Below are 21782 nucleotides of genomic sequence, written 5' to 3' on the forward strand. Positions count from 1 at the left end.
CAATAAGCGCTTATTATTGCCATGGAGTTCCGCTTGGCAATAGCCTCCTGCCAACTCGTGAGACCCAGGAGGACACAGAAGATGGCTCCACAGAGTGCGCAGGCCGGGGGGCAGGACGGCTTCCTGCGAGCCGGTCCGGCCGCCGCCGAAGTCGACCTGACGGCGTGGCGAAGACTCCAACTCATCGGCGCGGCAAGCGAAGTGATCTGCCGTAACGGCGTGGACGGGGCCCGGCTGAAAGACATCGCGCAGGAGGCGGGGGTCTCCCTGGGAATGGTCCAGCACTACTTCCGGCGGCGCGAAGAACTGATCACCGAAACGATCAGCTCGATGCTCGAACTGACCCTCGCGACCTGGCGGTCGGTGTCCGAGCGGGAACCCGACCCGGTCCGCAGGCTCTTCGCACTGCTGCGTTTCCAGGTGGCCGGGTGGGCGCCCTTCAGTAAGCGCTGGTCGTTCTGGATCGAGTTCTGGTCGGCCGCCAACCGTGACGCGACGCTGCACACCTACGCGCAGGACGTCTACCAGCGCTGGGAGGGGCCGTTCCACAACGCCATCGACGCGGGCGTGGCGACCGGGGACTTCCGCCCCGACGTGCCCGCCGACCGGCTCAGCCTGATCCTGATGTCACTCGCCGACGGGGCCGCCGTGCACGTCCTGATGGCCGGCGACTCGTTCGACGAGGAGGGCATGTTCGACCTGCTCATCGACATGGCGTGCCGCATCCTCGGTATCGAGGACGAGGTCCGCGACCGCGCCCTGCGGGAACTGCCCCGCATCATCAGCCCGCACTACCCGGAGGAGCCGGAGCCCGGGGACGGAATCGACTGGGGTCCGTTGATGGGGTCGCTCGGCGAATGACGGCATGAACGCCGTGCGAGGGGCGGAGTTCGGGAGGTCGCCCCTCGCGCGTGCGGCAACCCCCGCGCGACGACCGGCCGCCGGACGAACGTCCGGTGGCCAGGACCGCGGCGACAGCGACCGGCGGCCGGTCGACCGGCCGCCGGACAGGCCCTACTGGTCGGCCGGCGGCGGGAGTTCACCCGAGCCGCGGGCGATGAGCCGGGTGGGCAGCACCACTTGGCCGGGCGCCTCGGCCGCCCCGTCCAGCCTGCGGAACAGCCGCTCCGCCGCCGTACGCCCCAGGGTGGCGGCGTCCTGCGCGATGACCGTGACCCCGGGGTCCAGCAGGTCGGCCAGTTCGATGTCGTCGAAGCCGACCAGGGCGACGGGCCGTTCGTGCGCGGCCAGCGCCCGTACGACCGTCACGGTCACCCGGTTGTTGCCGGTGAGGATCGCCGTGACCGGCTCCGGGGCCTTGAGCATCGCGACGACGGCCTCGTGGACCCGCTCGGGAACGGTCGTGCCCAGCGACACCCAGGAGTCGTCCACCGGCAGACCGGCCTCGGCCATCGCGGCGCGGTAGCCGCGCAGCCGCTCCGCCGCCGTGTGGATCCGGGGCTGGTCCCCGATGAAGCCGATCCGCCGGTGGCCGTGGGCGACCAGGTGGGCGGTGCCCGAGCGCGCGCCGCCGAAGCTGTCGGAGAGGACGGCGTCCGCGTCGATCTGTCCGGCGGGGCGGTCCACGAAGACCGTGGCGACTCCGGCCTTGATCTCCGGCTCCAGATAGCGGTGGTCGTCGCCCGCCGGAATGATGATCAGGCCGTCCACACGGCGCGCGCACAGGGCGAGTACCAGCTCCTGCTCGCGGTCCGGGTCCTCGGCGCTCGACCCGTTGATCAGCAGCGCGCCGTGGGCGCGGGCGACCTCTTCGATCGCGCGGTTCAGCGGACCGTAGAACGGGTCGGCGAGGTCTTCGAGCACCAGCCCGATGCTGGCCGTACGGCCCTTGCGCAGCACCCGCGCCGAGTCGTTGCGGCGGAAGCCCAGCGCGTCGATGGCCTCCTGGACGCGCCGTTCGGTGTCGGGTGTCACGCCCGGCTCCGCGTTGACCACCCGGGACACCGTCTTGAGTCCGACACCGGCACGGGCTGCCACATCTTTCATCGTGGGCCGATTACCGTAGCGGGGCTCAGGGTGACGGGCGGTGTCGGCCACAGTGCGCTGTCCTGTCGTCGTTCGGTTGTCGTGCGGGGCTTGTGCCGTTGAGCATAGGCCCTGGACAACGTTGTCAGGTGAATGGAGACTGTTCCACGAACGCGCAGGTCCCACGCGCGTCCGCGCCGCCCCCGCCCGCGGCGACCACCCACGGGATCACCCGCGGGGAACACTCGTCCACTGGAGATCCGACACTGATGCATACGGACCTCGTAGCCGCTCTCGACATCGGCGGTACCAAGATCGCCGGCGCGTTGGTGGACGGCGGCGGGAGGATCCTCGTACGGGCCCGCCGGCCGACCCCGGCGACCGAGGACGGTGAGTCGGTGATGCGCGCGGTCGCGGAGGTGCTGGCGGAGATCGGGGCGTCGCCGCTGTGGGCGCGTGCGACGGCCGTCGGGATCGGCAGCGCGGGTCCCGTGGACGCGGCGGCCGGCACCGTCAGCCCGGTGAACGTGCCCGGCTGGCGCGGGTTCCCGCTGGTGGAGCGGGTCCGGCGGGCCACCGGCGGACTGCCCGTGACGCTCGTCGGCGACGGCGTCGCCATGACGGCCGCCGAACACTGGCAGGGCGCGGCCCGCGGCTACGACAACGCCCTGTGCATGGTGGTCTCCACCGGCGTCGGCGGCGGTCTGGTGCTCGGCGGCAAGCTCCACCCCGGCCCCTCGGGAAACGCCGGCCACATCGGCCATATCAGCGTGGACCTCGACGGCGACCCCTGCCCGTGCGGCGGACGCGGCTGTGTCGAGCGCATCGCCAGCGGCCCCAACATCGCGCGCCGCGCCCTGGAGGGCGGCTGGCGGCCGGGACCGGACGGTGACACCTCCGCTGCGGCCGTCGCGGCGGCGGCGCGTACCGGCGACGCGGTCGCGATCGCCTCGTTCGAGCGCGCCGGGCAGGCGCTGGCCGCCGGGATCGCCGCGACGGCGACGCTCGTGGAGATCAAGATCGCGGTCGTGGGCGGGGGAGTGGCCAACGCGGGCGACGTGCTCTTCCTGCCGCTGCGCCGGGCGCTGCGCGAGTACGCGACGCTGTCGTTCGTCCAGAACCTCACCGTGGCACCGGCGTTGACCGGTACGAACGCCGGTCTGGTGGGTGCGGCGGCGGCTGCCTCGCTGGGGCGTGGTCCCGCCGGCGCGACGAACGACAACAAGGCGATGACCGCTCCGACGACCTGGTGACAAATGTAACGAGGCCTGAGCGAAAGGGATATGACGGCCCGTCAAGTCGGGTGCACCGCACGCCTCTTCACGAATGTGTCATTGCGCGCGTTTGCGGTAGAGCCTGTTCGACTCTGTTGAGTGAGGCCGGGTAACGGTTGGTCGTATCCCGTCAGAACCCTTGACGACTCCCCCTCAGGGGAGTGGGATCCAATCCTCGCGTTCGGTTGTGTTGGGTTGCACCCCTGAGGAGGGGGACATGTCTCAGTCTCCGTTCAACGGTTCGGCGGTCCCGGCGAGTCTGGCCGGTCATCGGATCTCCCGGCGAAATCTTCTGCGCGGTGCGGCGGCAGGGGCGGGCGCGATCGCACTGCCGTCGCTGCTCGCCGCCTGCGGCGGCGGTCCCGGCGGTGACGGAAAGACCGTCACGATGGGGTCCAACGCCTCCGACCCGGTCCCCAAGAAGGCGTTCGCCGAGGCCTTCGCGGCGTACGAGAAGCAGTCCGAGGACAAGCGGAAGATCGACGTCAACACCGTCGACCACAACAGCTTCCAGGAGAACATCAGCCGCTATCTCCAGAGCAAGCCGGACGACGCCTTCATGTGGTTCGCCGGCTACCGGATGCAGTTCTTCGCCGAGAAGGGGCTGCTGCACGACATCAGCGACCTCTGGGGCGAATACACCGGCTTCTCCGCCGCGCTCAAGGCCCAGTCGACCGGCTCCGACGACAAGCAGTACCTCACGCCGTACTACTACTACCCGTGGGCGGTCTTCCACCGGAAGAGCGTCTTCGAGCAGTACGGCTACGAGGCGCCGCGCACCCTCGACGAGTACCTGGCGCTCGCCAAGCGGATGAAGAAGGACAAGCTGACCCCCATCGCGTTCAGCGACAAGGACGGCTGGCCCGCGATGGGCACCTTCGACTACATCAACATGCGCACCAACGGCTACGAGTTCCACAAGTCGCTGATGGCGGGCGAGGAGGCGTGGACCGACAGACGCGTCAAGGACGTCTTCGACACCTGGCGCTCCATCCTCGCCCACTGCCAGCCGGGCGCCAACGGGCGTACCTGGCAGGAGGCAGCGAACAGTCTCCAGAAGAAGCAGACGGGGATGGGCGTCTTCGGACTCCCGCACCCCGGCCAGCAGTTCGCCGAGGACGAGCAGGACGACATCGACTTCTTCGCCTTCCCCGAGATCAACCCGGAGCACGGCCAGGACGCGGTCGAGGCGCCCATCGACGGATTCCTGCTGGCGAAGAACTCCAAGAGTCTGAAGAACGACCGGACCATGGAGAGCGCCAGGGACCTGCTGTCCTGGCTGGCCACCGGCGAGGCCGAGGACCACTATCTCGCCGGTGACCCCAACAACGTCGCCGTCAGCGCCGACGCCGACGTCTCCGCGTACACGCCGCTGCAGAGGAAGGCGGTGGAGCTGATCGCCGGATCGAAGCAGATATCGCAGTTCATGGACCGCGACACCCGGCCCGACTTCGCGTCCACGGTGATGATCCAGGCCATCCAGAGCTTCATCAACGACCCCGACGACGTGGACGGGCTGGTCAACGGGATCGAGCGGCAGAAGAAGACCCTCTTCGCCTCCGACGCGGACAGCTGATCCGTGACGCTCCCCACGACGCGGCGCACCCGGCGCCGGCGCGGCGCGCGGCGGTTCTCCGCCCGGGACCGTGCCGTCCTGTGCGTACTGCTGGGAGTACCGCTCCTGCTCGACCTCGTCATCGTGTGGGGCCCGACCGTCGCCTCGATCGTGCTGTCCTTCACCGGCTGGGACGGCATCGGCGACATCGAGTGGGTCGGCACGGAGAACTACGAGAACCTGTTCACCAACTACCCCCAGTTCTGGCCCGCCGTCCAGCACAATCTCCTGTGGCTGGCCTTCCTCGGACTGGTCGCCACCCCGTTCGGGCTGCTGCTCGCCGTCCTCATCGACCGCGGTGTGCGCTTCAGCCGCTTCTACCAGTCGACGATCTATCTGCCGGTCGTACTCTCACTCGCCGTCGTCGGCTTCATCGCCCAACTCGTCTTCTCCCGCGACCAGGGCGCGCTCAACGCGATCCTCGGCGACACCGAGAATCCCACCGACTGGCTCGGCGATCCGGACATCAACATCTGGATGGTGCTGCTGGCCGCCGCCTGGCGGCACACCGGCTATGTGATGATCCTCTATCTGGCGGGCCTCAAGGCCGTCGACGCCTCTCTCAAGGAGGCGGCGGCCATCGACGGGGCGAACGAGACTCAGACATTCTTCCGGGTCGTCTTCCCCACCCTGCGACCGGTCAACGTCATCGTCGGCGTGATCACGGTGATCGAGGGACTGCGCGCCTTCGACATCGTCTACGCCGTCAACAAGGGCAGAAACGGACTCGAACTGCTCTCGGTGCTCGTCACGGACAACATCATCGGAGAGGCGAGCCGGATCGGCTTCGGATCGGCGATCGCCGTCGTCCTGCTCGTCGTCTCCATGGGCTTCGTCGTGACGTATCTGGTCCAGGAGATCCGAGGGGAGAAGTCCCGATGAGCAGCCACGCCGACACCGCCGACACCGGCGCGTCCGCGTCCACTTCCGCGTCCACGTCCACGCCCGCTCCCGCTCCCGCAGGACCCGCCTCGTCGGGGCCGCCCGCCCGCCGGCGCCGCCTCACCCCCGGCCGATTCGGCGTGCACGCCTTCCTGATGGCCGTCTCGCTCGCGTTCCTCGCGCCGCTGCTGCTGGCGGTGTACGCCTCGCTCAGGCCGTACGACGAGACGTCCGAGCGCGGCTACTTCTCGCTGCCCGACACGCTGTCCTTCGACTACTACCGACAGGCGTTCACCGACTCCGGGATGACGAAGTACTTCGTCAACACCCTGATCATCGCCGTCCCCGGAGTGCTGCTCGCGCTCTTCCTCGCCTCGTTCGTGGCCTTCGCCGTGGCGCGGCTGCGCATGCGCGGGTCGATCGTGCTGCTGATGCTGTTCACGGCGGGCAATCTGCTGCCGCAGCAGGTGATCATCACGCCGCTGTACGTCCTGTTCAACCGCATCCCGCTGCCGTACTGGATGTCCGACTCGATGACGTTGTACGACTCGTACTGGGCCGTCGTCGCCGTCCAGATCGGCTTCCAGATGGGCTTCTGCGTCTTCGTCCTGGCCAACTTCATGCGGACGCTGCCGATCGAGATCCTGGAGGCCGCGATCGTCGACGGCGCGGGCGTCTGGGCGCAGTACTGGCGGATCACCCTGCCGCTGTGCCGGCCGGCCCTCGCGGCCCTCGGCACGCTCCAGTTCACCTGGATGTACAACGACTTCCTGTGGGCGCTGGTCTTCATCTCCGACGGCGACAAACTGCCGGTGACCTCGGCGCTCAACAACCTGCGCGGGCAGTTCTTCACCGACTACAACCTGCTGGCGGCGGGCTCGCTCATCGTGGCCCTGCCGACGATCATCGTCTTCCTGCTGCTCCAGCGGCACTTCATCGCCGGCCTCACCCTCGGATCCAGCAAGGGCTGAGCCGGCGGGCGCGCCAAGGATGTGACTTCCTCAGGAGGCGGGTTCGCTGGACTGGCGTGGCACCACCACGAGGAAGACGTCCGACTCCAGATCCATCACGACCTCGGCGGGAGTGCCCTCGTCCCGCCGCGCCCGCGCGAACTCCTCGGCGGGCCGGCTTCCTCGCGGGTCCCCGGCGGGGAACCTCTCCAGTACGTCGCGGTGCATCGCGTACCCCCTCGTCACATCCGTCTCCAACGACCTTCTGCCCGGATGTGTTACGGCTCCGGCTGACAACGCTTCGTGGACCAGGGCGCTCCGCCGCCTTCGTAGGAGATGGCGAACAGGCCACGGACCGGCAACAGCGGGGTGTCGACGGGGGAGCCGTAATCGGCCACGTGTTTTCACTGCCGGGTGTTGCGGGCAATCCACAGGGGGCTACGGAAGAGGGGGAACCGTGATCATATGGATCAACGGTGCGTTCGGAGCGGGCAAGACCAGTACGGCGCGCGAGCTGATCGACATGATCCCGAACAGCACCCTGTACGATCCCGGACTGATCGGTTCCGGGCTGCGGGAGCTGCTGCCGCCGAAGAGACTCGCCGAGGTGAGCGACTACCAGGACCTGCCCATCTGGCGCCGGCTGGTCGTGGACACGGCCGCCGCGCTGCTCGCCGACGTGGGCGGGGTGCTCGTCGTCCCGATGACGCTGCTCAGGCAGGAGTACCGGGACGAGATCTTCGGCGGTCTGGCATCCCGCCGCATTTCCGTGCGGCATGTGCTGTTGGCGCCGGACGAAACGATTTTGCGCGGGCGAATAGCGGGGCGGGCGAGCACCGCGCCGGACGACGAGGACCCGGCAAGGACCGAGCGCGCCCGGCAGTGGGCGTACGAGCACATCGAGCCGTACAGTGCCGCGCTCGGCTGGCTCAGGGCCGACGCCCTGGTCGTGGACTCCGGCGGGCTCACGCCGGCGCAGAGCGCGGCGGTCGTCGCCGACGCCGTTTTCGCCGGCTCGGCGGGGCTCTGCGAGATCGTGCAGACGCCCGAGCCGACGGCGGAGACCGTCGCGGCGGGGGTGCTCCTCTTCGACGAGCGGGACCGGGTGCTGCTGGTCGATCCCACCTACAAGCCGGGCTGGGAGTTCCCCGGCGGTGTGGTCGAGCGCGGTGAGGCACCGGCGCGGGCCGGGATGCGCGAGGTCACCGAGGAGATCGGGATCGAACTCACCGATGTACCGAGGCTGTTGGTGGTCGACTGGGAGCCGCCGAGGCCGCCCGGCTTCGGCGGGTTGCGGCTGCTCTTCGACGGCGGCCGGCTGCCCGTCCACGACGCCGAGCGGCTGCTGCTGCCCGGCTCGGAGCTGCGTGGCTGGCGTTTCGTCACCGAGGACGAGGCGGCGTCGCTGCTGCCGCCCGCCCGCTGCGAGCGGCTGCGCTGGGCGCTACGAGCCCGGGAGCGGCGGACCGTACTCAATCTGGAGGCCGGTGTCCCGGTCGGCTGACACGCGCAGCACGGCCGCGGCGTCCGTGGTGGCGTCGGTGACCAGCGGATCGCCGTGGCCGAAACAGACGGTCGACGGGCCGAGAGCGGCCAGCCGGATCATGGACCGCTTGGCGCTCTCCCGGTTGACGTTGAACACACCGAGCGTCACCCGGCGTTCGGCGGCGGCCACGGCGTCACCCGTGAACAGCACGCCGTGGTAGGGCAGATGGACGGCGATCGAGCCGTACGTGTGCCCCGGTACGTGCACCACCCGGGCGCCGTCGCCGAACGGCAACTCGTCGCCGTCCTCCAGCTCGCGGTCCACCCGGGTGGGCGGCGCGGGCGGCACGGTCAGCCCGTGCTCGTACAGCGGGATCTCCCAGTCGAGGAGCAGCGGGTCGGGCACGGGCCACTCGCCGCGGATGATGGGCGCGTCCAGCCGGTGCGCCATCACCTCGGCGCCGTACCGTCCCGCGAGCTCCTGCGCCGCGCCCACATGGTCGCGGTGGCAGTGGGTGAGGACGATACGGCGCAGGTTCCCGGGGGTGAGACCGAGGTCGCGGATGGCGTGCTCGATGTCCGGTCCCGCGTAGGCGTGACCGGAGTCGACGAGTGTCAGCTCGTTCTCGTCCTGCCACAAGTACGCCTGACCGATGGGGAAACGGAGCATATGCAGCCGTGGACTGATCGCAACGAGATCCATGTGTCGAATGTATGCAGTGGGGAAGGGCCGTGTGCGCCACTTCGCCGACGGCGTTTTCCGCTGTCCGCAGAACGACCGCTTGGACCGCCGGGTGAACCGTCGCGCCATCATCTGCGTCAGGGGCGGCCCGCGCCACCCGCCCGTGACGCAGATGTCCAGGCGCAACCCAGGCCCACCTCAGGCCCACCCCAGGCTGAACCCCGGCTCAACCCCGCTTCGACCGGGCGTAGTTGACCAGGAAGTGCGCCTCGGCCACGGACAGCCGCTCCAACTCCTGCGGCGACACGCTCTCGTTGACCGCGTGGATCTGCGCCTCCGGCTCGCTCAGCCCGATCAGCAGGATCTCCGCGTCCGGGTACAGCGCGGCCAGTGTGTTGCACAGCGGGATGGATCCGCCCATACCGGCGGTCTGCATCTCCTCGCCCGGATAGGCGACGCGCATCGCCTCGGCCATCGAGGCGTACGCGGGGCTGGTGGTGTCGGCGCGGAACGGCTGCCCCTGCCCGACCTGTTCGACCGCGACCCGCGCGCCCCACGGGGTGTGCGCCTCGATGTGCGCGGTGAGCAGCTTCGTCGCCTCGACGGCGTCCTGCCCCGGCGGCACCCGCAGGCTGATCTGCGCGCGGGCGCTCGCTTGCAGCGACGGCGTCGCGCCGACCACGGGCGGACAGTCGATGCCCACGACGGTGACCGCGGGCCTGGCCCACACCCGGTCGGCGACGGTGCCCCGCCCGATCAGCCCGACCCCGTCCAGCACCTTGGCGTCCTTGGCGAAGTCGGCCTCGGGGTAGTCGATTCCGTCCCAGTCGGCGTCGGCGGCCAGCCCGTCCACGGTCGTCGAACCGTCCGCCGCGCGCAGCGACGCCAGCAACTGGATGAGCGCGGCGAGGGCGTCCGGCGCAGCACCGCCGAACTGGCCCGAGTGCAGGTTGCCTTCGAGGGTGTCGACCTGGACGCGCAGCATGGTCATCCCGCGCAGCGTCGCCGTGACCGTCGGCAGGCCGACCCGGAAATTCCCGGTGTCACCGATGACGATCGTGTCGGCGGCCAGCAACTGCGGGTGCTCCTCTGCGTACCGCTCAAGCCCGCCGGTGCCCTGCTCCTCCGAGCCCTCCACGATCACCTTGACGCCGACGGGCACGCCGCCGGCGGCCTTGAGGGCGCGCAGCGCGAGCAGATGCATCACGAAGCCGCCCTTGCAGTCGGCCGCCCCGCGTCCGTACCAGCGGCCGTCGCGCTCCGTCAGCTCGAACGGCGGAGTGGCCCACGCGCTCTCGTCGAGCGGCGGCTGCACGTCGTAGTGCGCGTACAGCAGCACGGTCGGGGCCCCTTCGGGGCCGGGCAGGAAACCGTAGACGGACTGGGTGCCGTCCGGGGTGTCGAGTGCCGCGACGTCCCTGAAGCCCTCGGCGCGCAGCGCGTCCGCGACCCACGCGGCGGCGGCCTCGCACTCGCCGCGCGGGAACTGCGCGGGATCCGCCACGGACCGGAAGGCCACCAGCTCCGCGAGTTCCGTCCGGGCGCGCGGCATCAGCGCGGCAACGGTTTCGGCGATCGGAGTGACGGACATGGGCACGCTCCTGGCGGGTGCGACGTTGTGTGTTTGTGAGTGTGTCGAAGACAGGCCCGATCCTCCCACAACGGACCGGGCCCGCAGGCGCCGTAGGATGCCGTGCGACAGCAAGGACCACTGGTCGGATCAGGAGCAGAAGCCCATCGTGAGCAGCGAGAACGCAGACGCCGGAAGTGAACCTGGAAGCGAGCCCGGGACCGGTCCTGAGCCCGGTCCCGAGGCCGGTCCGGCGGGTGAGCACGACCGGTCGGTGTGGGATGTCGTCGTGGTCGGCGCGGGCCCGGCGGGAGCGTCCGCGGCCTACGCGGCGGCGGTGGCGGGCCGTCAGGTACTGCTGTTGGAGAAGGCGGAGTTGCCCCGCTACAAGACCTGCGGCGGGGGCATCATCGGCCCTTCGCGCGATTCGCTGCCCCCCGGCTTCGAACTGCCCCTGCGCGACCGGGTGCACGCGGTCACGTTCTCCCTGAACGGCCGGCTGTCCCGCACCCGCCGCTCCCGGCGCATGCTCTTCGGGCTCATCAACAGGCCCGAGTTCGACGCGAGTCTGGTGGAGCACGCCCAGAAGGCGGGTGCCGTGCTGCGTACGGGCGCCTCGGTCGCACGGGTCCAGCAGCACGGCCCTGCCGTGCCCGACCGCCGTACGGTCGCCGTGGTCCTCGCCGACGGCGAGACGATCCTGGCGCGGGCGGTCGTCGGCGCCGACGGCAGTGCCGGCCGGATAGGCGCTCATGTCGGGGTGAAGCTCGACCAGGTGGACCTCGGTCTTGAGCTGGAGATCCCGGTGCCTCCGACGGTCGCCGAGGACTGGGCCGGACGGGTCCTCATCGACTGGGGCCCGTTGCCGGGGAGTTACGGCTGGGTCTTCCCCAAGGGCGACACGCTCACCGTCGGTGTCATCTCGGCGCGCGGCGACGGCGCCGCGACGAAGCGGTATCTGGAGGACTTCGTCGCCAAGCAGGGGCTGGCCGGGTTCGAGCCCGTGGTCTCCTCGGGGCATCTCACGCGCTGCCGCAGTGACGACTCGCCGCTGTCGCGCGGCCGGGTGCTGGTGTGCGGCGACGCGGCGGGCCTGCTGGAGCCGTGGACCAGGGAAGGGATCTCGTTCGCGCTGCGGTCGGGCCGGCTCGCGGGGGAGTGGGCGGTACGGATCTCGGAGGCGCACGACGCGGTGGACGCCCGCCGCCAGGCGCTGAACTACGCCTTCGCGATCAAGGCGGGTCTCGGTGTGGAGATGAGCGTCGGCCGGCGCATGCTCTCCGTCTTCGAGCGCAGGCCGGGTCTGCTGCACGCGGTGATCACCGGATTCCGGCCCGCCTGGAAGGCGTTCGCCGACATCACGCGCGGGGTGACGTCCCTGGGCGGTCTCGTACGGACCCATCCACTGGCCCGGCGCGCGCTCGACGTGCTCGACCGGCAGCAGGCGGGCGCGGCACGTGGCGCGGAGAAGGGGCGGCGGGAGCAGGAGCGGGGGCCGGCGCGGGACGACGACGACCGGGACAAGGACCAGAAGGACGGCGCGGTCGCCACGTAGTCACGAGCTTGTCGTCACGGTTTTCTCGTCACGAGTTTTTCGCGAGTCCTCTTCGCGAGTCCTTCTCAGGATTCCGCTCAGGACTCCGTCGTGATCAGGAAGACGGGGTGGTCGGGGGCCGCCGCCAGGATCTCCGCGTCGGAGGACTTGGCGGTGACCCCGTCGAAGTACCCGGCGACCTCCCAGCCCCAGCGCTTCAGCTAGCCCCGCAGCACGGGAAGGTTCTCGGCGTCGGGGATCTCCACGGCGGTGAAGGCCCGCGCCCTGCGGCCGACCCGCAGTTCGCCGCCCCCGGCCGCCCGCATGTTGAGCGACCACTGGGAGTGTGGCCGCGCGCCGGGACCAGATACCGCCGGCCCTCGTGGATGAACGGGTTGACGGGGACGCGCTGCGTCCGCCCGCTCCTGCGGCCGGGCACGGAGAGTTCGGCCGAGCCGAAGAAGCTCATGCCGCGCCGGGCGAGGATCCCCACGAGGCTGTTCATCCCGGACTGCCGCCCGGCAGGGTGCTGGCCTTCGACGCCTCCCGGGCGCGCCACGCCGTACTCCGCCGGGAGTACGCGTGATCGCCACGCCCGGCGGACGTCCGGGACCCTTCGGCCGTTCCAGGTGTATTGACCCGTGAGGTTGGGGACGCGGCTGGCGGGTGGCTGGCCTTGCATCCTCAGTGGCGCGGAACGACCGGCGCCTCCGTCGGTGCGCCCGGCCGCGCCTGATCGTCGGCCGGGACCTCCGTGGAAGTCGCCGGTTCGGGCGCCGAGACGTTGCGCGCCGAGTACGCGATGAGTGCCGCGGCGGCGGCCAGCAGGGCGACGGTGGTCAGCGCGACGGGCAGCGAGAACCAGTCGGCGAGGAAGCCGATCGCGGGCGGCCCCAGCAGCATGCCGCCGTACCCCAGCGTGGACGCGGCGGCGACGCCACTCGGTCCGGCGAGCGCGCCGGCCCTGGCCACGGCCACCGGGAAGATGTTGGCGAGGCCCAGTCCGGTGATCGCGAAGCCGAGCAGCGCGAGCCAGATCGTCGGCGCGAGCGCGCCGAGCAGCATGCCGAGCGCGGCGAGCGCGCCGCCGGCGACCAGTGTGCGGGTCTGGCCGAGCCGTTCGAGCAGGGCCGTACCGGACAGCCGTCCCACCGTCATGGCGAGGGCGAACAGTGAGTATCCGGCGGCGGCCAACCCGGCACCGGCGTCCAGATCCTGGGCGAGATGCAGGGCACCCCAGTCGGCGAGAGCCCCTTCCCCGTACGCCGTGCACAGCGCGATCACGCCGAACAGGACGACGAGCCGACGCGTACGCCGGTCGAGCCGCCGGGGGGTCGACTCCCCCATCGGGGTGACGGCGGGACCGGCGGCCGTCGGCACCGTGTGGCGCAGCAGCGAAGGGCCGGCCAGCGCGGTGACGAGCAGACCGACGCCCGTGAGGGCGAAAAGGTGCGCCGACGCGGAGAGGGTGCCGGCCACCAGACCGCCAAGTCCCGCGCCCGCCATGCCTCCCAGGCTGAAGGCCGCGTGGAAACTGGACATCACGGGGCGGCGCAGCGCGGCGACGAGATCGACCGCCGCGCTGTTCATCGAGACGTTGAGGCTGCCGTACGCGGCGCCGAAGACGACCAGGACCAGGCCGAGCGTCAGCGCCGAATGCGTCTGCGCGGGCAGGGCGATGCTCAGTGCCAGCAGTACCGAACTCACCACAGTCACCGGATGGCTGCCGAACCGCCGGCACATCCGCCCCGTGAACATCATCGTCACCACGGCGCCGGCGGACACCCCGAGCAGGGCCAGCCCGAGGTCGCTCGCGGACGCGCCGGTCTGCTGCTTGATGGCGGGGATCCGGACGACCCAGCCGGCGAACAGGAAGCCGTCCAGGGCGAAGAACAGGGTCAGGGTGATACGGAGACGGGTGAGGCGGGACAGCGGGGAGCCGGTGGCTGGATCTCCGCCACGGCCCCCCGATATGGCCGCCCGGAGTTTGTTTAGGTTCGGCACAAAAGAAGGATAGGGGCTCGGGACCGATCCGTACAAGACGGCGGTTCAGCGCCGGGATCATGGGAGACTCACCTCCATGAACGGCAGGGCCGACAAGGCAACGACGACCAGAACACGACTGGAGAGAGGCCGCAGCGCGCTGGGCCCCGCACTGGAACTTGTTCACACGGGCCGCGCGCCCACCCGCGCCGTGCTCACCTCCGAACTGGGTGTCACCCGCGCGACGGCCGGTGCCGTCGCCGCCGAACTGGAAGCGCTCGGCCTGATCCGGGTCGACTCCCGCCCCGGCGCCGCGGCCGGCTCCCAGGGCCGCCCCTCGCACCGCCTCTCCGTCGACGACACCGGCCCCGTGGTCCTCGCCGCCCAGGTCCACGCCGACGGCTTCCGCGCCGCGCTGGTCGCCCTCGGCGGCCGTACCGTCGCCACCGCGCCCGGCTGCGTCACCGTCTCCTCCGACCCCGCCCAGGTGCTCGGCGCGGTCGTCGCCGAAGGCGCCGCCCTCCTGCGCGACAGCGGACGGCGCTGCGTCGGCGCCGGACTCGCCGTCCCCTCGGCGGTCGCCGAACCGGACGGCACCGCGCTCAACCCGCTGCACCTCGCCTGGCCGGCCGGCGCCCCCGTACGCGGCCTCTTCGTCGAACAGGTGCGCGCCGCCGGCATCGATGGCCCCGCCTTCACCGGCAACGACGTCAACCTGGCGGCCCTCGCCGAACACCGGCACGGCGCGGGCCGGGGCGCCGGCCAACTCCTCTGTGTCGCCACGGGACATCGCGGCGTCGGCGGCGCGCTCGTCGTCGACGGCCGTCTGCACACGGGCAGTTCGGGACTCGCCCTCGAAGTCGGCCATCTGACCGTCAACCCCGAGGGCAGGCCCTGCCATTGCGGCAGCCGGGGCTGTCTCGACGTCGAGACCGACCCGCTCGCCTTCCTCGACGCGGCCGGCCGGGACCCCGGCCCCGAGGTGTCCCTGCTCCAGCAGTCGCGCGACCTGCTCCGTGGGGAGTACGGCGACCGGTCCGTACGGGCGGCGGCCGAAGAACTCATCGACCGGCTGGGCCAAGGGCTCGCCGGACTGGTCAACATCCTCAACCCGGACCGCGTCATCCTCGGCGGCCTGCACCGCGAACTGCTCGACGCCGACCCCGCCCGGCTGCGCGCCGTCGTCGCCGACCGCAGCCTGTGGGGGCGCAGCGGCAGCGTGCCGATCCTCGCGTGCACCCTGGACCACAACAGCCTGGTCGGCGCCGCCGAATTGGCCTGGCAGCCGGTCCTGGACGACCCCCTGGCCGCGCTGACCTGACCTGAGCGGGCCGGACCTTGACCGCCGACCCCGACGCCGACCGCCGGTGCCGGCCTTGACCCGCCGCCTGAGTCGGCCATCCGGACCCGGCCACCCGTCCAAACGCCGTCCAAACACCGTCCGACCACCCGTCCGGCCGCACCGTTGACGGCCCGCCAGACCATCGCGGGTAGGTCACCCCGTATGACCGAGAAGTCGTCCGGCACCGAGCCGCCGCCCCCACCGTCTCCGCCACGCTGGTTCCAGCGCCTGGACCGGCGGCTGCGCGTCTCGCCGGTCGGGCTCGCCTGGACCCGCGGGCGCGAGATGGAACTGCTGCACCGGGCCATGGGCTTCGCGGCGCTCGGGTTCCTCACTCTCGTCCCGGTGCTGGTGCTGGTCGCGGCGGCCCAGCCCGACAGCGGTCACGGCTTCGCGCGCTGGCTCGGCCAGGCCATCGGCGTCACCCAGGAGTCCCAGCTCCAGGTCGAGCGGCTGTTCGGGGTGCCCGACACGGCACTTCAACGGACCACCGCCTTCGGTCTCGCCGCGCTCGCGGTTTTCGGACTGACCTTCGGCTCCGCCGTGCAGACCGGCTACGAGAAGGTGTGGGAGCTGCCCACTGCGCGCTGGCACACCATGTGGCGCCATGTCGTCTTCCTCGCCGTGCTGGTCGCCGCGCTGCTCGGCTTCGTCAACACGCCGTCCCCCTCCGGCGATGTCACCGGCCCGCTGACGGTCGTCGTGCTGGACGTCATCGGCACGTTCCTCTTCTTCTGGTTCGCCCAGTGGGTCCTGCTCGGCGGGCGCGTCCGCTGGAAGGCGCTGCTGCCGGGCGCCGTGGCCACCACTCTCGGCCTGCTCGGCCTGCGGGGCTTCTCGCAGCTCGTCTTCTCGCCGCTGATCGCCTCCAGCGCCGTCACCTACGGCCCCTTCGGGACGGTCCTGGTCCTCCAGTCCTGGCTCGTCGGCGTCGGCTTCGTCGTCTACGGAGGGGCGCTGGTGGGCCGTCTCGCCCACGAAGGCCGTGTGTTCCGGCGTCTGAAAGATCTGGACGAGACCTGAGCGGTACGCCCCAAGGGGGCCTGTCCCGCCCGCTCAAGGGCCGTACGCGGCCGGTGTCCATCACCCATCGCAAGCCCGGCCCCGGAGGCGATCGCCGAGGTCGCCGGCCTGCTCGCCCCCGGCGACGGCCGACGCTGTACGCGGGCAGCCCGATACGCCTGTCGCTTCCTCGCCTCACGCGGCTCGGCCGGTCCACACGGAAGTGGTGAGCCCGGGGAAGGGAGAGGCTGTGCGGTCGGCAACCCTGATGGTGCAGGTGGGTCAGTGTGCGGTCGAGCGGTTCGGGAGGTTCGAGGCGGTGCGAGGAGGCCGAACTGGTTGCTCCCAGAGTCCGGCCAGGTGTGCGTGGAGGACGTCGTGTGCCTCTTGCGGGGTGAGGTGTCCGATGAGGACGTGCGTGGTGAGGCCGTCCGCGAGGGCCAGGAGAGTGCGGGCCTCGCGTTGCGGATCGAGTGGCACGGCACGGTCGGCGCCCTCGCCGGCTTCCGAGATGAGGTGGGTGAACGCCTCCTGCAGGGTTGCGTAGTTCGCCTTCAGCGTCCTTGCGAGCACCTTGCTGACAGCCGCCTGCGCGACGAAGGCGAGCCAGACCCTGGCCTCGGCGCGGTGCTCCTCCCGAAGCAGTGAGATCTCGGCGGCCGCGTGCCCCAGGGCGGTACCGGCCGACTGGGCCGGGCTCCTGACCAGGCGGGCTTGTACGCGCTCCATGATCCGCTCACTGATGTGCCCGAGAGCGAACACGAGCATCTCTTCCTTGGTACGGAAGCACCGCTGAACGGCGCCCATCGACACCTGCGCGCGGGCCGCGACGTCGCGAAGGGTCACACCCTCCAGCCCGCGTTCGTCGGCGAGGTGGCAGACGGCCTCGGCGATAAGGCGACGTCGGCCTGCGTGATCCACCTGCCTTGGCATGCCCCGGTCTGCTCCCTGTTTCGCGGCGCTCTGTCTTCTCGGCACTTTATGCGATGCGCTCGTATCGATTCAAGGGGTACGGTTCAAGTTCCGATGCAACCGCATCGGTACGTGGATGAGAAGGGAAGAGTCATGCCGGACGCCCTGTGGAAGATGACAGCCGCCGCGCAGGCGGAGGCTGTGCGCAGCGCAGAAGTCTCAGCTGTCGAACTGGTCGACAGCCACCTGGATCGCATCGCCGAGGTCAACCCGCAGGTGAACGCGGTCACCCAGCTCCTGGCGGAGCGCGCACGTGAGGCCGCGGCACAGACGGACCGCCGGCGGGCGGCCGGTGAAACGCTGGGACCGCTCGCCGGCGTGCCCTTCACGGTGAAGGAGAGCACCGCGATCGAAGGCGTGCCGACCACGTTCGGTGTGGTGCGCTTCCGTGATCTGGTGGCGTCGGCCGACGCACCCCCGGTGGCGCGGCTGCGCGCGGCCGGGGCCATCCCCATCGGGCACAGCAACATCCCCACCATGATCCTTGCGGGGATGCACACACGCAGCGAGCTGTTCGGCGACACGGTCAACCCGTGGGACCGCAGCCGGACCCCGGGCGGCTCCAGCGGGGGCGACGCGGTGGCCGTGGCCACGGGCATGGCGGCGCTCGGGCTCGGCAACGACTCCGGTGGATCGGTGCGCATCCCGGCCCAGTTCTGTGGTGTGGCCGGGCTGAAGCCGTCCACGGGCCGGTTCCCTGCCGACCACCGCGCTTTCGGCCCGGACGACCCCGGACCGGCGTCCCAGATACTGGTCACCGACGGCCCGCTGGCCCGGAGTGTGGGCGATCTTCGGCTTGTCTACGAGGTGCTGGCCGGGACCGATCCGCGAGACCCACGCGCCGTGCCGGTGCCCGCATACGGCGAACCGCTCCCCGGGCGCGTGAAGATCGCGGTCGTGGCGGACCCTGGCGGGCACGGCGTCCATCCCACGGTTCGCGGAGCCGTCGCGACCGCGGCCGACGCGCTTCGCGACGCCGGGTACGACGTGCGCGAGGTGGGGGACGTGCCGCGGCTGGACGAGGCCCTTGAGGCGTACGGCCGGATCACTGTGACTGAGTTCGCCCCGACCTGGCCGGTGGTACGCGAGCTGCTCGGCGGGGGCGGGGACCGCTATATCGAGATGATGATGGAGCAGACCCCGCCCGCGAGCGTGGACGAGTTCGTGAAGTTGATGGGCACCTGGATGAACATCCGCCGCTCATGGGCCGAATTCCTCGACGAATACCCGCTGTTGCTCGGCCCGGTCTTCACCGAGCCACCGGTCGAGCCGGGCCTGGAGTCGCGTGACAGGTCAGGTAGGGACCGGGTCGGGTCGGGGATGCGGCTGTGCAGCGTGACCAGCTTCGTGGGCGTGCCCGGTGTGGCCGTACCGACGGGGATGGTCGACGGGCTCCCCTGTGGAGTGCAGATTGTCGGGCGCGCGTTCCGGGAGGACCTGTGCCTGGGCGCGGCCCAGGCGATCGAGGACCGGCTCGGCGTTCTCACACCGGTCGACCCGCGTGTGGGAGACCGGGCTTATTGAGCCCTTGGTCCGGTCAGCCGACGACGGCCGACCGGGCGGCGGTCTGCTCGCGCTCCCCGGCCACGGCCCGGATCCCCGCGAAGGAGCCGTACGAGAAGGGGCCGTCGGTCGTCGCGCCGTACACCGGATTCCGGGGCGGAACGGCGGCCGACGGGGCGGGGAGCGTGAACCAGATGACCTTCCCCGCGTCGCCCTCCGCGCGCACGCCCCAGCTCTCGCTGACCGCGTCGATCAGGGCGAGACCGCGCCCGCACACGTCGAGCGGATCGGCCTCCTTGATGGTCGGCAGGCGCGGGTCGTGGTCGTGGACCGAGACCGTGAGGCGGTCGAGCAGCAACTCGATGTCGACGGTGCACATCTTGTCCGGCTGCGCGTGCCGGTGGACGTTGGTGAGCAGCTCGGTCACGCCGAGCGCCGCTTGGTCGATGAGTGGGTCGAGCTGCCAGTAGCGCAATTGCGCGGAAACGATTCTGCGGACCTGACGGATCCGCGACGGCAGGGCCTGGAGCTCCACCGTGCACTGCCTGCTTGGCTGGCTGATCACGGCTGCGACTCCCCGATTGAGTCCGGAAGAAGGCATGGATCAAAATCCAGCAGCTCACTCGCGAGGCTCGCCGCTGTCTTGCCCGGCGGGGCTGGATCGCAGCGTCACCACCGGTTCACCCTGAGTGATGTACACCAGAGTGAACCACCCGCTACGGGACCGCAACTCGCGGCGCCCGAGGTCAGGTTTTCGCCGCCCCCGCCCTGCGTACGGTCTCCAGGAAACGGCCGGCCAGCACTCTGCCCTCCGGCCGCCGGCCGCCCCGGCCCATGGTCAGCCGGTAGCGCGTGCCGTTCACGGTCGCCACCGTGCTGTCGTCCCCCCGGAACCATGGCTTCGCCGCCTGCACGGCCCGCAGCGGCGCGCTGTCGATGACCCGTCCGTAGCTGGTCAGCAGCGCCAGCCTGCCGTCCTGGATGAGTACCCGGCCCGCCTTCGTGAGCGAGCGGGGCCAGCGCTCTATCTCGACGCCACTCGCGCTGAACTCCGGTTCCGCCATGGCTGATCCGCCCCCTCCGTGCTGTTCCCTGTAGGGAAGTCTGCACAACTCGGCGCGTGGGCGCCAGAGCGACCTCCCCAGCCGCCCCGCGCGACCCCTCACGACCCGTGCCCGGAGCCCGTCACGCCCGTGCCCGGAGCCCGGCGGCCCCGGTGTCCAAGGCGCGGCTATGGATCCCCAAAGGCACGGTTTGCGCAGGTCGAGGGCTTACTGTTGCGCCCGTGCCCCACCGGTGACCGGAGCGGGCGGGCACCGGCGGACACGGCACCGGCGGGACAGGGGACGACGCGCATGACGCAGCGGCAGCAGACCATCGACGTGAACCGCGGTGACCCCGCGTACCGGGCCTGGCTCAAAGAGGCCGTACGCAAGGTCCAGGCCGACGCCAACCGCTCGGCCGACACCCACCTCCTGCTCTTCCCGCTGCCCGATTCGTGGGGCATCGACCTGTACATGAAGGACGAGTCCACCCATCCGACCGGCAGCCTCAAACACCGGCTTGCCCGCTCGCTGTTCCTGTACGGGCTCTGCAACGGCTGGATCCGCCCCGAGAAGCCCGTCATCGAGGCGTCCAGCGGCTCGACCGCGGTCTCGGAGGCGTACTTCGCGAAGCTGATCGGTGTGCCGTTCATCGCGGTGATGCCGCGCACCACCAGCCCCGCGAAGTGCCGGCTGATCGAATTCCACGGCGGGCGCTGCCACTTCGTGGACGACTCGCGCGGGATGTACGCGGAGGCGGCGAATCTCGCCGCCGAAACCGGCGGCCACTACATGGACCAGTTCACCTACGCGGAGCGGGCCACCGACTGGCGCGGCAACAACAACATCGCCGAATCGATCTACCAGCAACTGAGGTTGGAGCGCTACCCGGAGCCCGCGTGGATCGTCGCGACGGCCGGTACCGGCGGCACGTCGGCGACCATCGCCCGCTATGTGCGCTACACGCAGTACGACACCATGGTCTGTGTCCCGGACCCGGAGAACTCCTGTTTCTTCGACGGGTGGACCCACTGCGACCCTCAGGCGTCCAGTGACCGCGGTTCGCGCATCGAGGGCATCGGCAGACCGCGTATGGAGCCGAGCTTCGTGACCGGAGCCGTCGACCGGATGATGAAGGTGCCGGACGCGGCGAGCATCGCCGCCGTACGCGTGCTGGAGCGGAACATCGGCCGCAAGGCGGGCGGTTCGACGGGCACCGGCCTCTGGAGCGCGCTGAAGATCGTCTCCGAGATGGTGGCCGACGGCCGCAAGGGCAGTGTGGTGACACTGATCTGCGACCCGGGCGACCGCTACCTCGACAAGTACTACTCCGACGACTGGCTCGTCGCGCAGGGCATCGACATCGCGCCGTACACCGGCACGATCGAGGACTTCCTGCGCACCGGCGTCTGGTCCGACTGACCGACAGACCCTAGGTGGCGAGCCTGCGGTCCAGCCGCCGCATCGACACACACTGAACGTGCGCGCCCTTCCCGGGCGGAACATCGGCAGGAAGACGCGGAAGGGCCGGCTGCCGTCCGCCGCGAACGTCCAGCGCACCGGCGTGCCGGTGCCTGCGGGTGTCAGCCGCCAGTCCTCCAGCAGGGCGTGCGGTCCGGGCGCGGCCGTCCGGTCGACGCGGTACGCGCAGCGGATCCCCGGCTCGGCCACCAGGTCCGTCTCCGTGAACGAACCGCCCATCCTGGGGCGGACCCCACGGCCGCCGGGTGTCGCCCGCGCCGCGCTCATCGCCGTGAACCACCGGGGCCACGCCTCGGTGGTTCACGGCCGGCGCCCGGTTCACTGCCGGCGGGCGGCGCGGCCACCTCGGCGGTGAACACCAGCCGGACCGGCGCCGATTCGGCGAACTCCAGCTCCACGGACCGCATCTGACGATTCGTCATGAGCATCACCGTCCCAGGAGATCGACGGGCGTACGTGGCGGCCCCGCCGATATAT

Annotated in this window: 20 protein-coding genes and 2 pseudogenes; 11 read left to right on the forward strand and 11 right to left on the reverse strand. The window is 70.8% G+C overall.

Going from position 1 to position 21782, the window contains the following annotated elements; translation table 11 throughout:
• The first annotated feature begins 81 nt into the window (after positions 1-81).
• The gene (locus tag OG700_RS35625; RefSeq protein ID WP_405620906.1) at positions 82-861 is read left to right on the forward strand and encodes a TetR/AcrR family transcriptional regulator; all 780 of its coding nucleotides are present in this window, start codon (positions 82-84) and stop codon (positions 859-861) included.
• 153 nt (positions 862-1014) lie between these two features.
• Here OG700_RS35625 and OG700_RS35630 read toward each other — a convergent pair whose 3' ends face one another.
• A complete protein-coding gene (locus OG700_RS35630) occupies positions 1015-2058 on the reverse strand; it encodes a LacI family DNA-binding transcriptional regulator (RefSeq protein ID WP_405620908.1) in 1044 nt (347 codons plus the stop codon).
• A gap of 197 nt (positions 2059-2255) precedes the next feature.
• Here OG700_RS35630 and OG700_RS35635 point away from each other — a divergent pair, with 197 nt between their 5' ends.
• The 4 genes from OG700_RS35635 (at position 2256) to OG700_RS35650 (ending at position 6728) form a co-directional block, all read left to right on the forward strand.
• A complete protein-coding gene (locus tag OG700_RS35635) occupies positions 2256-3239 on the forward strand; it encodes an ROK family protein (RefSeq protein ID WP_405620910.1) in 984 nt (327 codons plus the stop codon).
• Between the two features lie 238 nt (positions 3240-3477).
• Positions 3478-4836 carry an ABC transporter substrate-binding protein gene (locus OG700_RS35640; protein WP_405620912.1) on the forward strand — a complete coding sequence of 453 codons (1359 nt, stop codon included), beginning with the start codon at positions 3478-3480 and terminating at the stop codon, positions 4834-4836.
• Positions 4837-4839: 3 nt separating this feature from the next.
• A complete protein-coding gene (locus tag OG700_RS35645) occupies positions 4840-5757 on the forward strand; it encodes a carbohydrate ABC transporter permease (protein WP_405620914.1) in 918 nt (305 codons plus the stop codon).
• Positions 5754-6728 carry a carbohydrate ABC transporter permease gene (locus tag OG700_RS35650; RefSeq protein ID WP_405620916.1) on the forward strand — a complete coding sequence of 325 codons (975 nt, stop codon included), beginning with the start codon at positions 5754-5756 and terminating at the stop codon, positions 6726-6728. Before OG700_RS35645 ends, OG700_RS35650 begins: the two co-directional genes overlap by 4 nt.
• 30 nt (positions 6729-6758) lie before the next feature.
• On the opposite strand, the gene OG700_RS35655 is transcribed toward OG700_RS35650, so the two are convergent.
• The gene (locus OG700_RS35655; protein WP_405620918.1) at positions 6759-6935 is read right to left on the reverse strand and encodes a hypothetical protein; all 177 of its coding nucleotides are present in this window, start codon (positions 6933-6935) and stop codon (positions 6759-6761) included.
• Between the two features lie 229 nt (positions 6936-7164).
• On the opposite strand from OG700_RS35655, the gene OG700_RS35660 reads away from it, so the two are divergent.
• Positions 7165-8211 (forward strand): NUDIX domain-containing protein, encoded by a 1047-nt coding sequence (locus OG700_RS35660; protein WP_405620920.1) that lies wholly within the window; start codon positions 7165-7167, stop codon positions 8209-8211.
• Here the strand turns inward: OG700_RS35660 and OG700_RS35665 are convergent.
• Both OG700_RS35665 and OG700_RS35670 read right to left on the reverse strand, forming a co-directional pair.
• Positions 8152-8895 carry an MBL fold metallo-hydrolase gene (locus tag OG700_RS35665; RefSeq protein ID WP_405620922.1) on the reverse strand — a complete coding sequence of 248 codons (744 nt, stop codon included), beginning with the start codon at positions 8893-8895 and terminating at the stop codon, positions 8152-8154. The two genes, OG700_RS35660 and OG700_RS35665, sit on opposite strands and share 60 nt — an antisense overlap.
• Before the next feature lie 205 nt (positions 8896-9100).
• On the reverse strand, positions 9101-10465 hold the full coding sequence (locus OG700_RS35670) for a dipeptidase (RefSeq protein WP_405620924.1): 1365 nt from the start codon (positions 10463-10465) through the stop codon (positions 9101-9103).
• Positions 10466-10613: 148 nt separating this feature from the next.
• Here OG700_RS35670 and OG700_RS35675 point away from each other — a divergent pair, with 148 nt between their 5' ends.
• Positions 10614-11999 carry a geranylgeranyl reductase family protein gene (locus OG700_RS35675; RefSeq protein ID WP_405620926.1) on the forward strand — a complete coding sequence of 462 codons (1386 nt, stop codon included), beginning with the start codon at positions 10614-10616 and terminating at the stop codon, positions 11997-11999.
• Between the two features lie 77 nt (positions 12000-12076).
• On the opposite strand, the pseudogene OG700_RS35680 reads toward OG700_RS35675, so the two are convergent.
• Together OG700_RS35680 and OG700_RS35685 are read right to left on the reverse strand one after the other, a co-directional pair.
• Positions 12077-12483: pseudogene (locus OG700_RS35680) on the reverse strand (nitroreductase/quinone reductase family protein).
• 179 nt (positions 12484-12662) lie between these two features.
• Positions 12663-13982, reverse strand: a complete 1320-nt coding sequence (locus tag OG700_RS35685) for an MFS transporter (RefSeq protein ID WP_405620928.1) — start codon at positions 13980-13982, stop codon at positions 12663-12665.
• 76 nt (positions 13983-14058) lie between these two features.
• On the opposite strand from OG700_RS35685, the gene OG700_RS35690 reads away from it, so the two are divergent.
• Both OG700_RS35690 and OG700_RS35695 read left to right on the forward strand, forming a co-directional pair.
• Entirely contained in the window at positions 14059-15282 is a 1224-nt protein-coding gene (locus tag OG700_RS35690; protein ID WP_405620930.1) for an ROK family protein, read from the forward strand.
• A 183-nt stretch (positions 15283-15465) separates the two neighbouring features.
• On the forward strand, positions 15466-16326 hold the full coding sequence (locus OG700_RS35695; protein ID WP_405620932.1) for a YhjD/YihY/BrkB family envelope integrity protein: 861 nt from the start codon (positions 15466-15468) through the stop codon (positions 16324-16326).
• Positions 16327-16587: 261 nt separating this feature from the next.
• Here the strand turns inward: OG700_RS35695 and OG700_RS35700 are convergent, their stop codons facing one another.
• Positions 16588-17238 carry a TetR/AcrR family transcriptional regulator gene (locus tag OG700_RS35700; protein WP_405620934.1) on the reverse strand — a complete coding sequence of 217 codons (651 nt, stop codon included), beginning with the start codon at positions 17236-17238 and terminating at the stop codon, positions 16588-16590.
• 132 nt (positions 17239-17370) lie between these two features.
• Between OG700_RS35700 and OG700_RS35705 the strand changes: the two genes are divergently transcribed.
• Positions 17371-18801 (forward strand): amidase, encoded by a 1431-nt coding sequence (locus OG700_RS35705; RefSeq protein ID WP_405620936.1) that lies wholly within the window; start codon positions 17371-17373, stop codon positions 18799-18801.
• Positions 18802-18814: 13 nt separating this feature from the next.
• Here the strand turns inward: OG700_RS35705 and OG700_RS35710 are convergent, their stop codons facing one another.
• Together OG700_RS35710 and OG700_RS35715 are read right to left on the reverse strand one after the other, a co-directional pair.
• The gene (locus OG700_RS35710) at positions 18815-19345 is read right to left on the reverse strand and encodes an ATP-binding protein (protein ID WP_405620938.1); all 531 of its coding nucleotides are present in this window, start codon (positions 19343-19345) and stop codon (positions 18815-18817) included.
• A gap of 181 nt (positions 19346-19526) precedes the next feature.
• Positions 19527-19844, reverse strand: coding sequence for a hypothetical protein (locus tag OG700_RS35715; RefSeq protein WP_405620940.1), 318 nt, complete (start codon positions 19842-19844; stop codon positions 19527-19529).
• A 291-nt stretch (positions 19845-20135) separates the two neighbouring features.
• Here OG700_RS35715 and OG700_RS35720 point away from each other — a divergent pair, with 291 nt between their 5' ends.
• Positions 20136-21245, forward strand: coding sequence for a PLP-dependent cysteine synthase family protein (locus tag OG700_RS35720; protein ID WP_405620942.1), 1110 nt, complete (start codon positions 20136-20138; stop codon positions 21243-21245).
• Between the two features lie 144 nt (positions 21246-21389).
• Here the strand turns inward: OG700_RS35720 and OG700_RS35725 are convergent.
• Both OG700_RS35725 and OG700_RS35730 read right to left on the reverse strand, forming a co-directional pair.
• A pseudogene (locus tag OG700_RS35725) lies at positions 21390-21572 on the reverse strand (SRPBCC family protein); the annotation flags it as partial.
• The gene (locus OG700_RS35730) at positions 21569-21727 is read right to left on the reverse strand and encodes a hypothetical protein (RefSeq protein ID WP_405620944.1); all 159 of its coding nucleotides are present in this window, start codon (positions 21725-21727) and stop codon (positions 21569-21571) included. The pseudogene OG700_RS35725 and the gene OG700_RS35730, both read right to left, overlap by 4 nt.
• Positions 21728-21782: the final 55 nt, after the last annotated feature.

The organism is Streptomyces sp. NBC_01508 (assembly GCF_045040315.1).
In the GTDB taxonomy this organism is placed as follows: Bacteria; Actinomycetota; Actinomycetes; order Streptomycetales; family Streptomycetaceae; genus Streptomyces.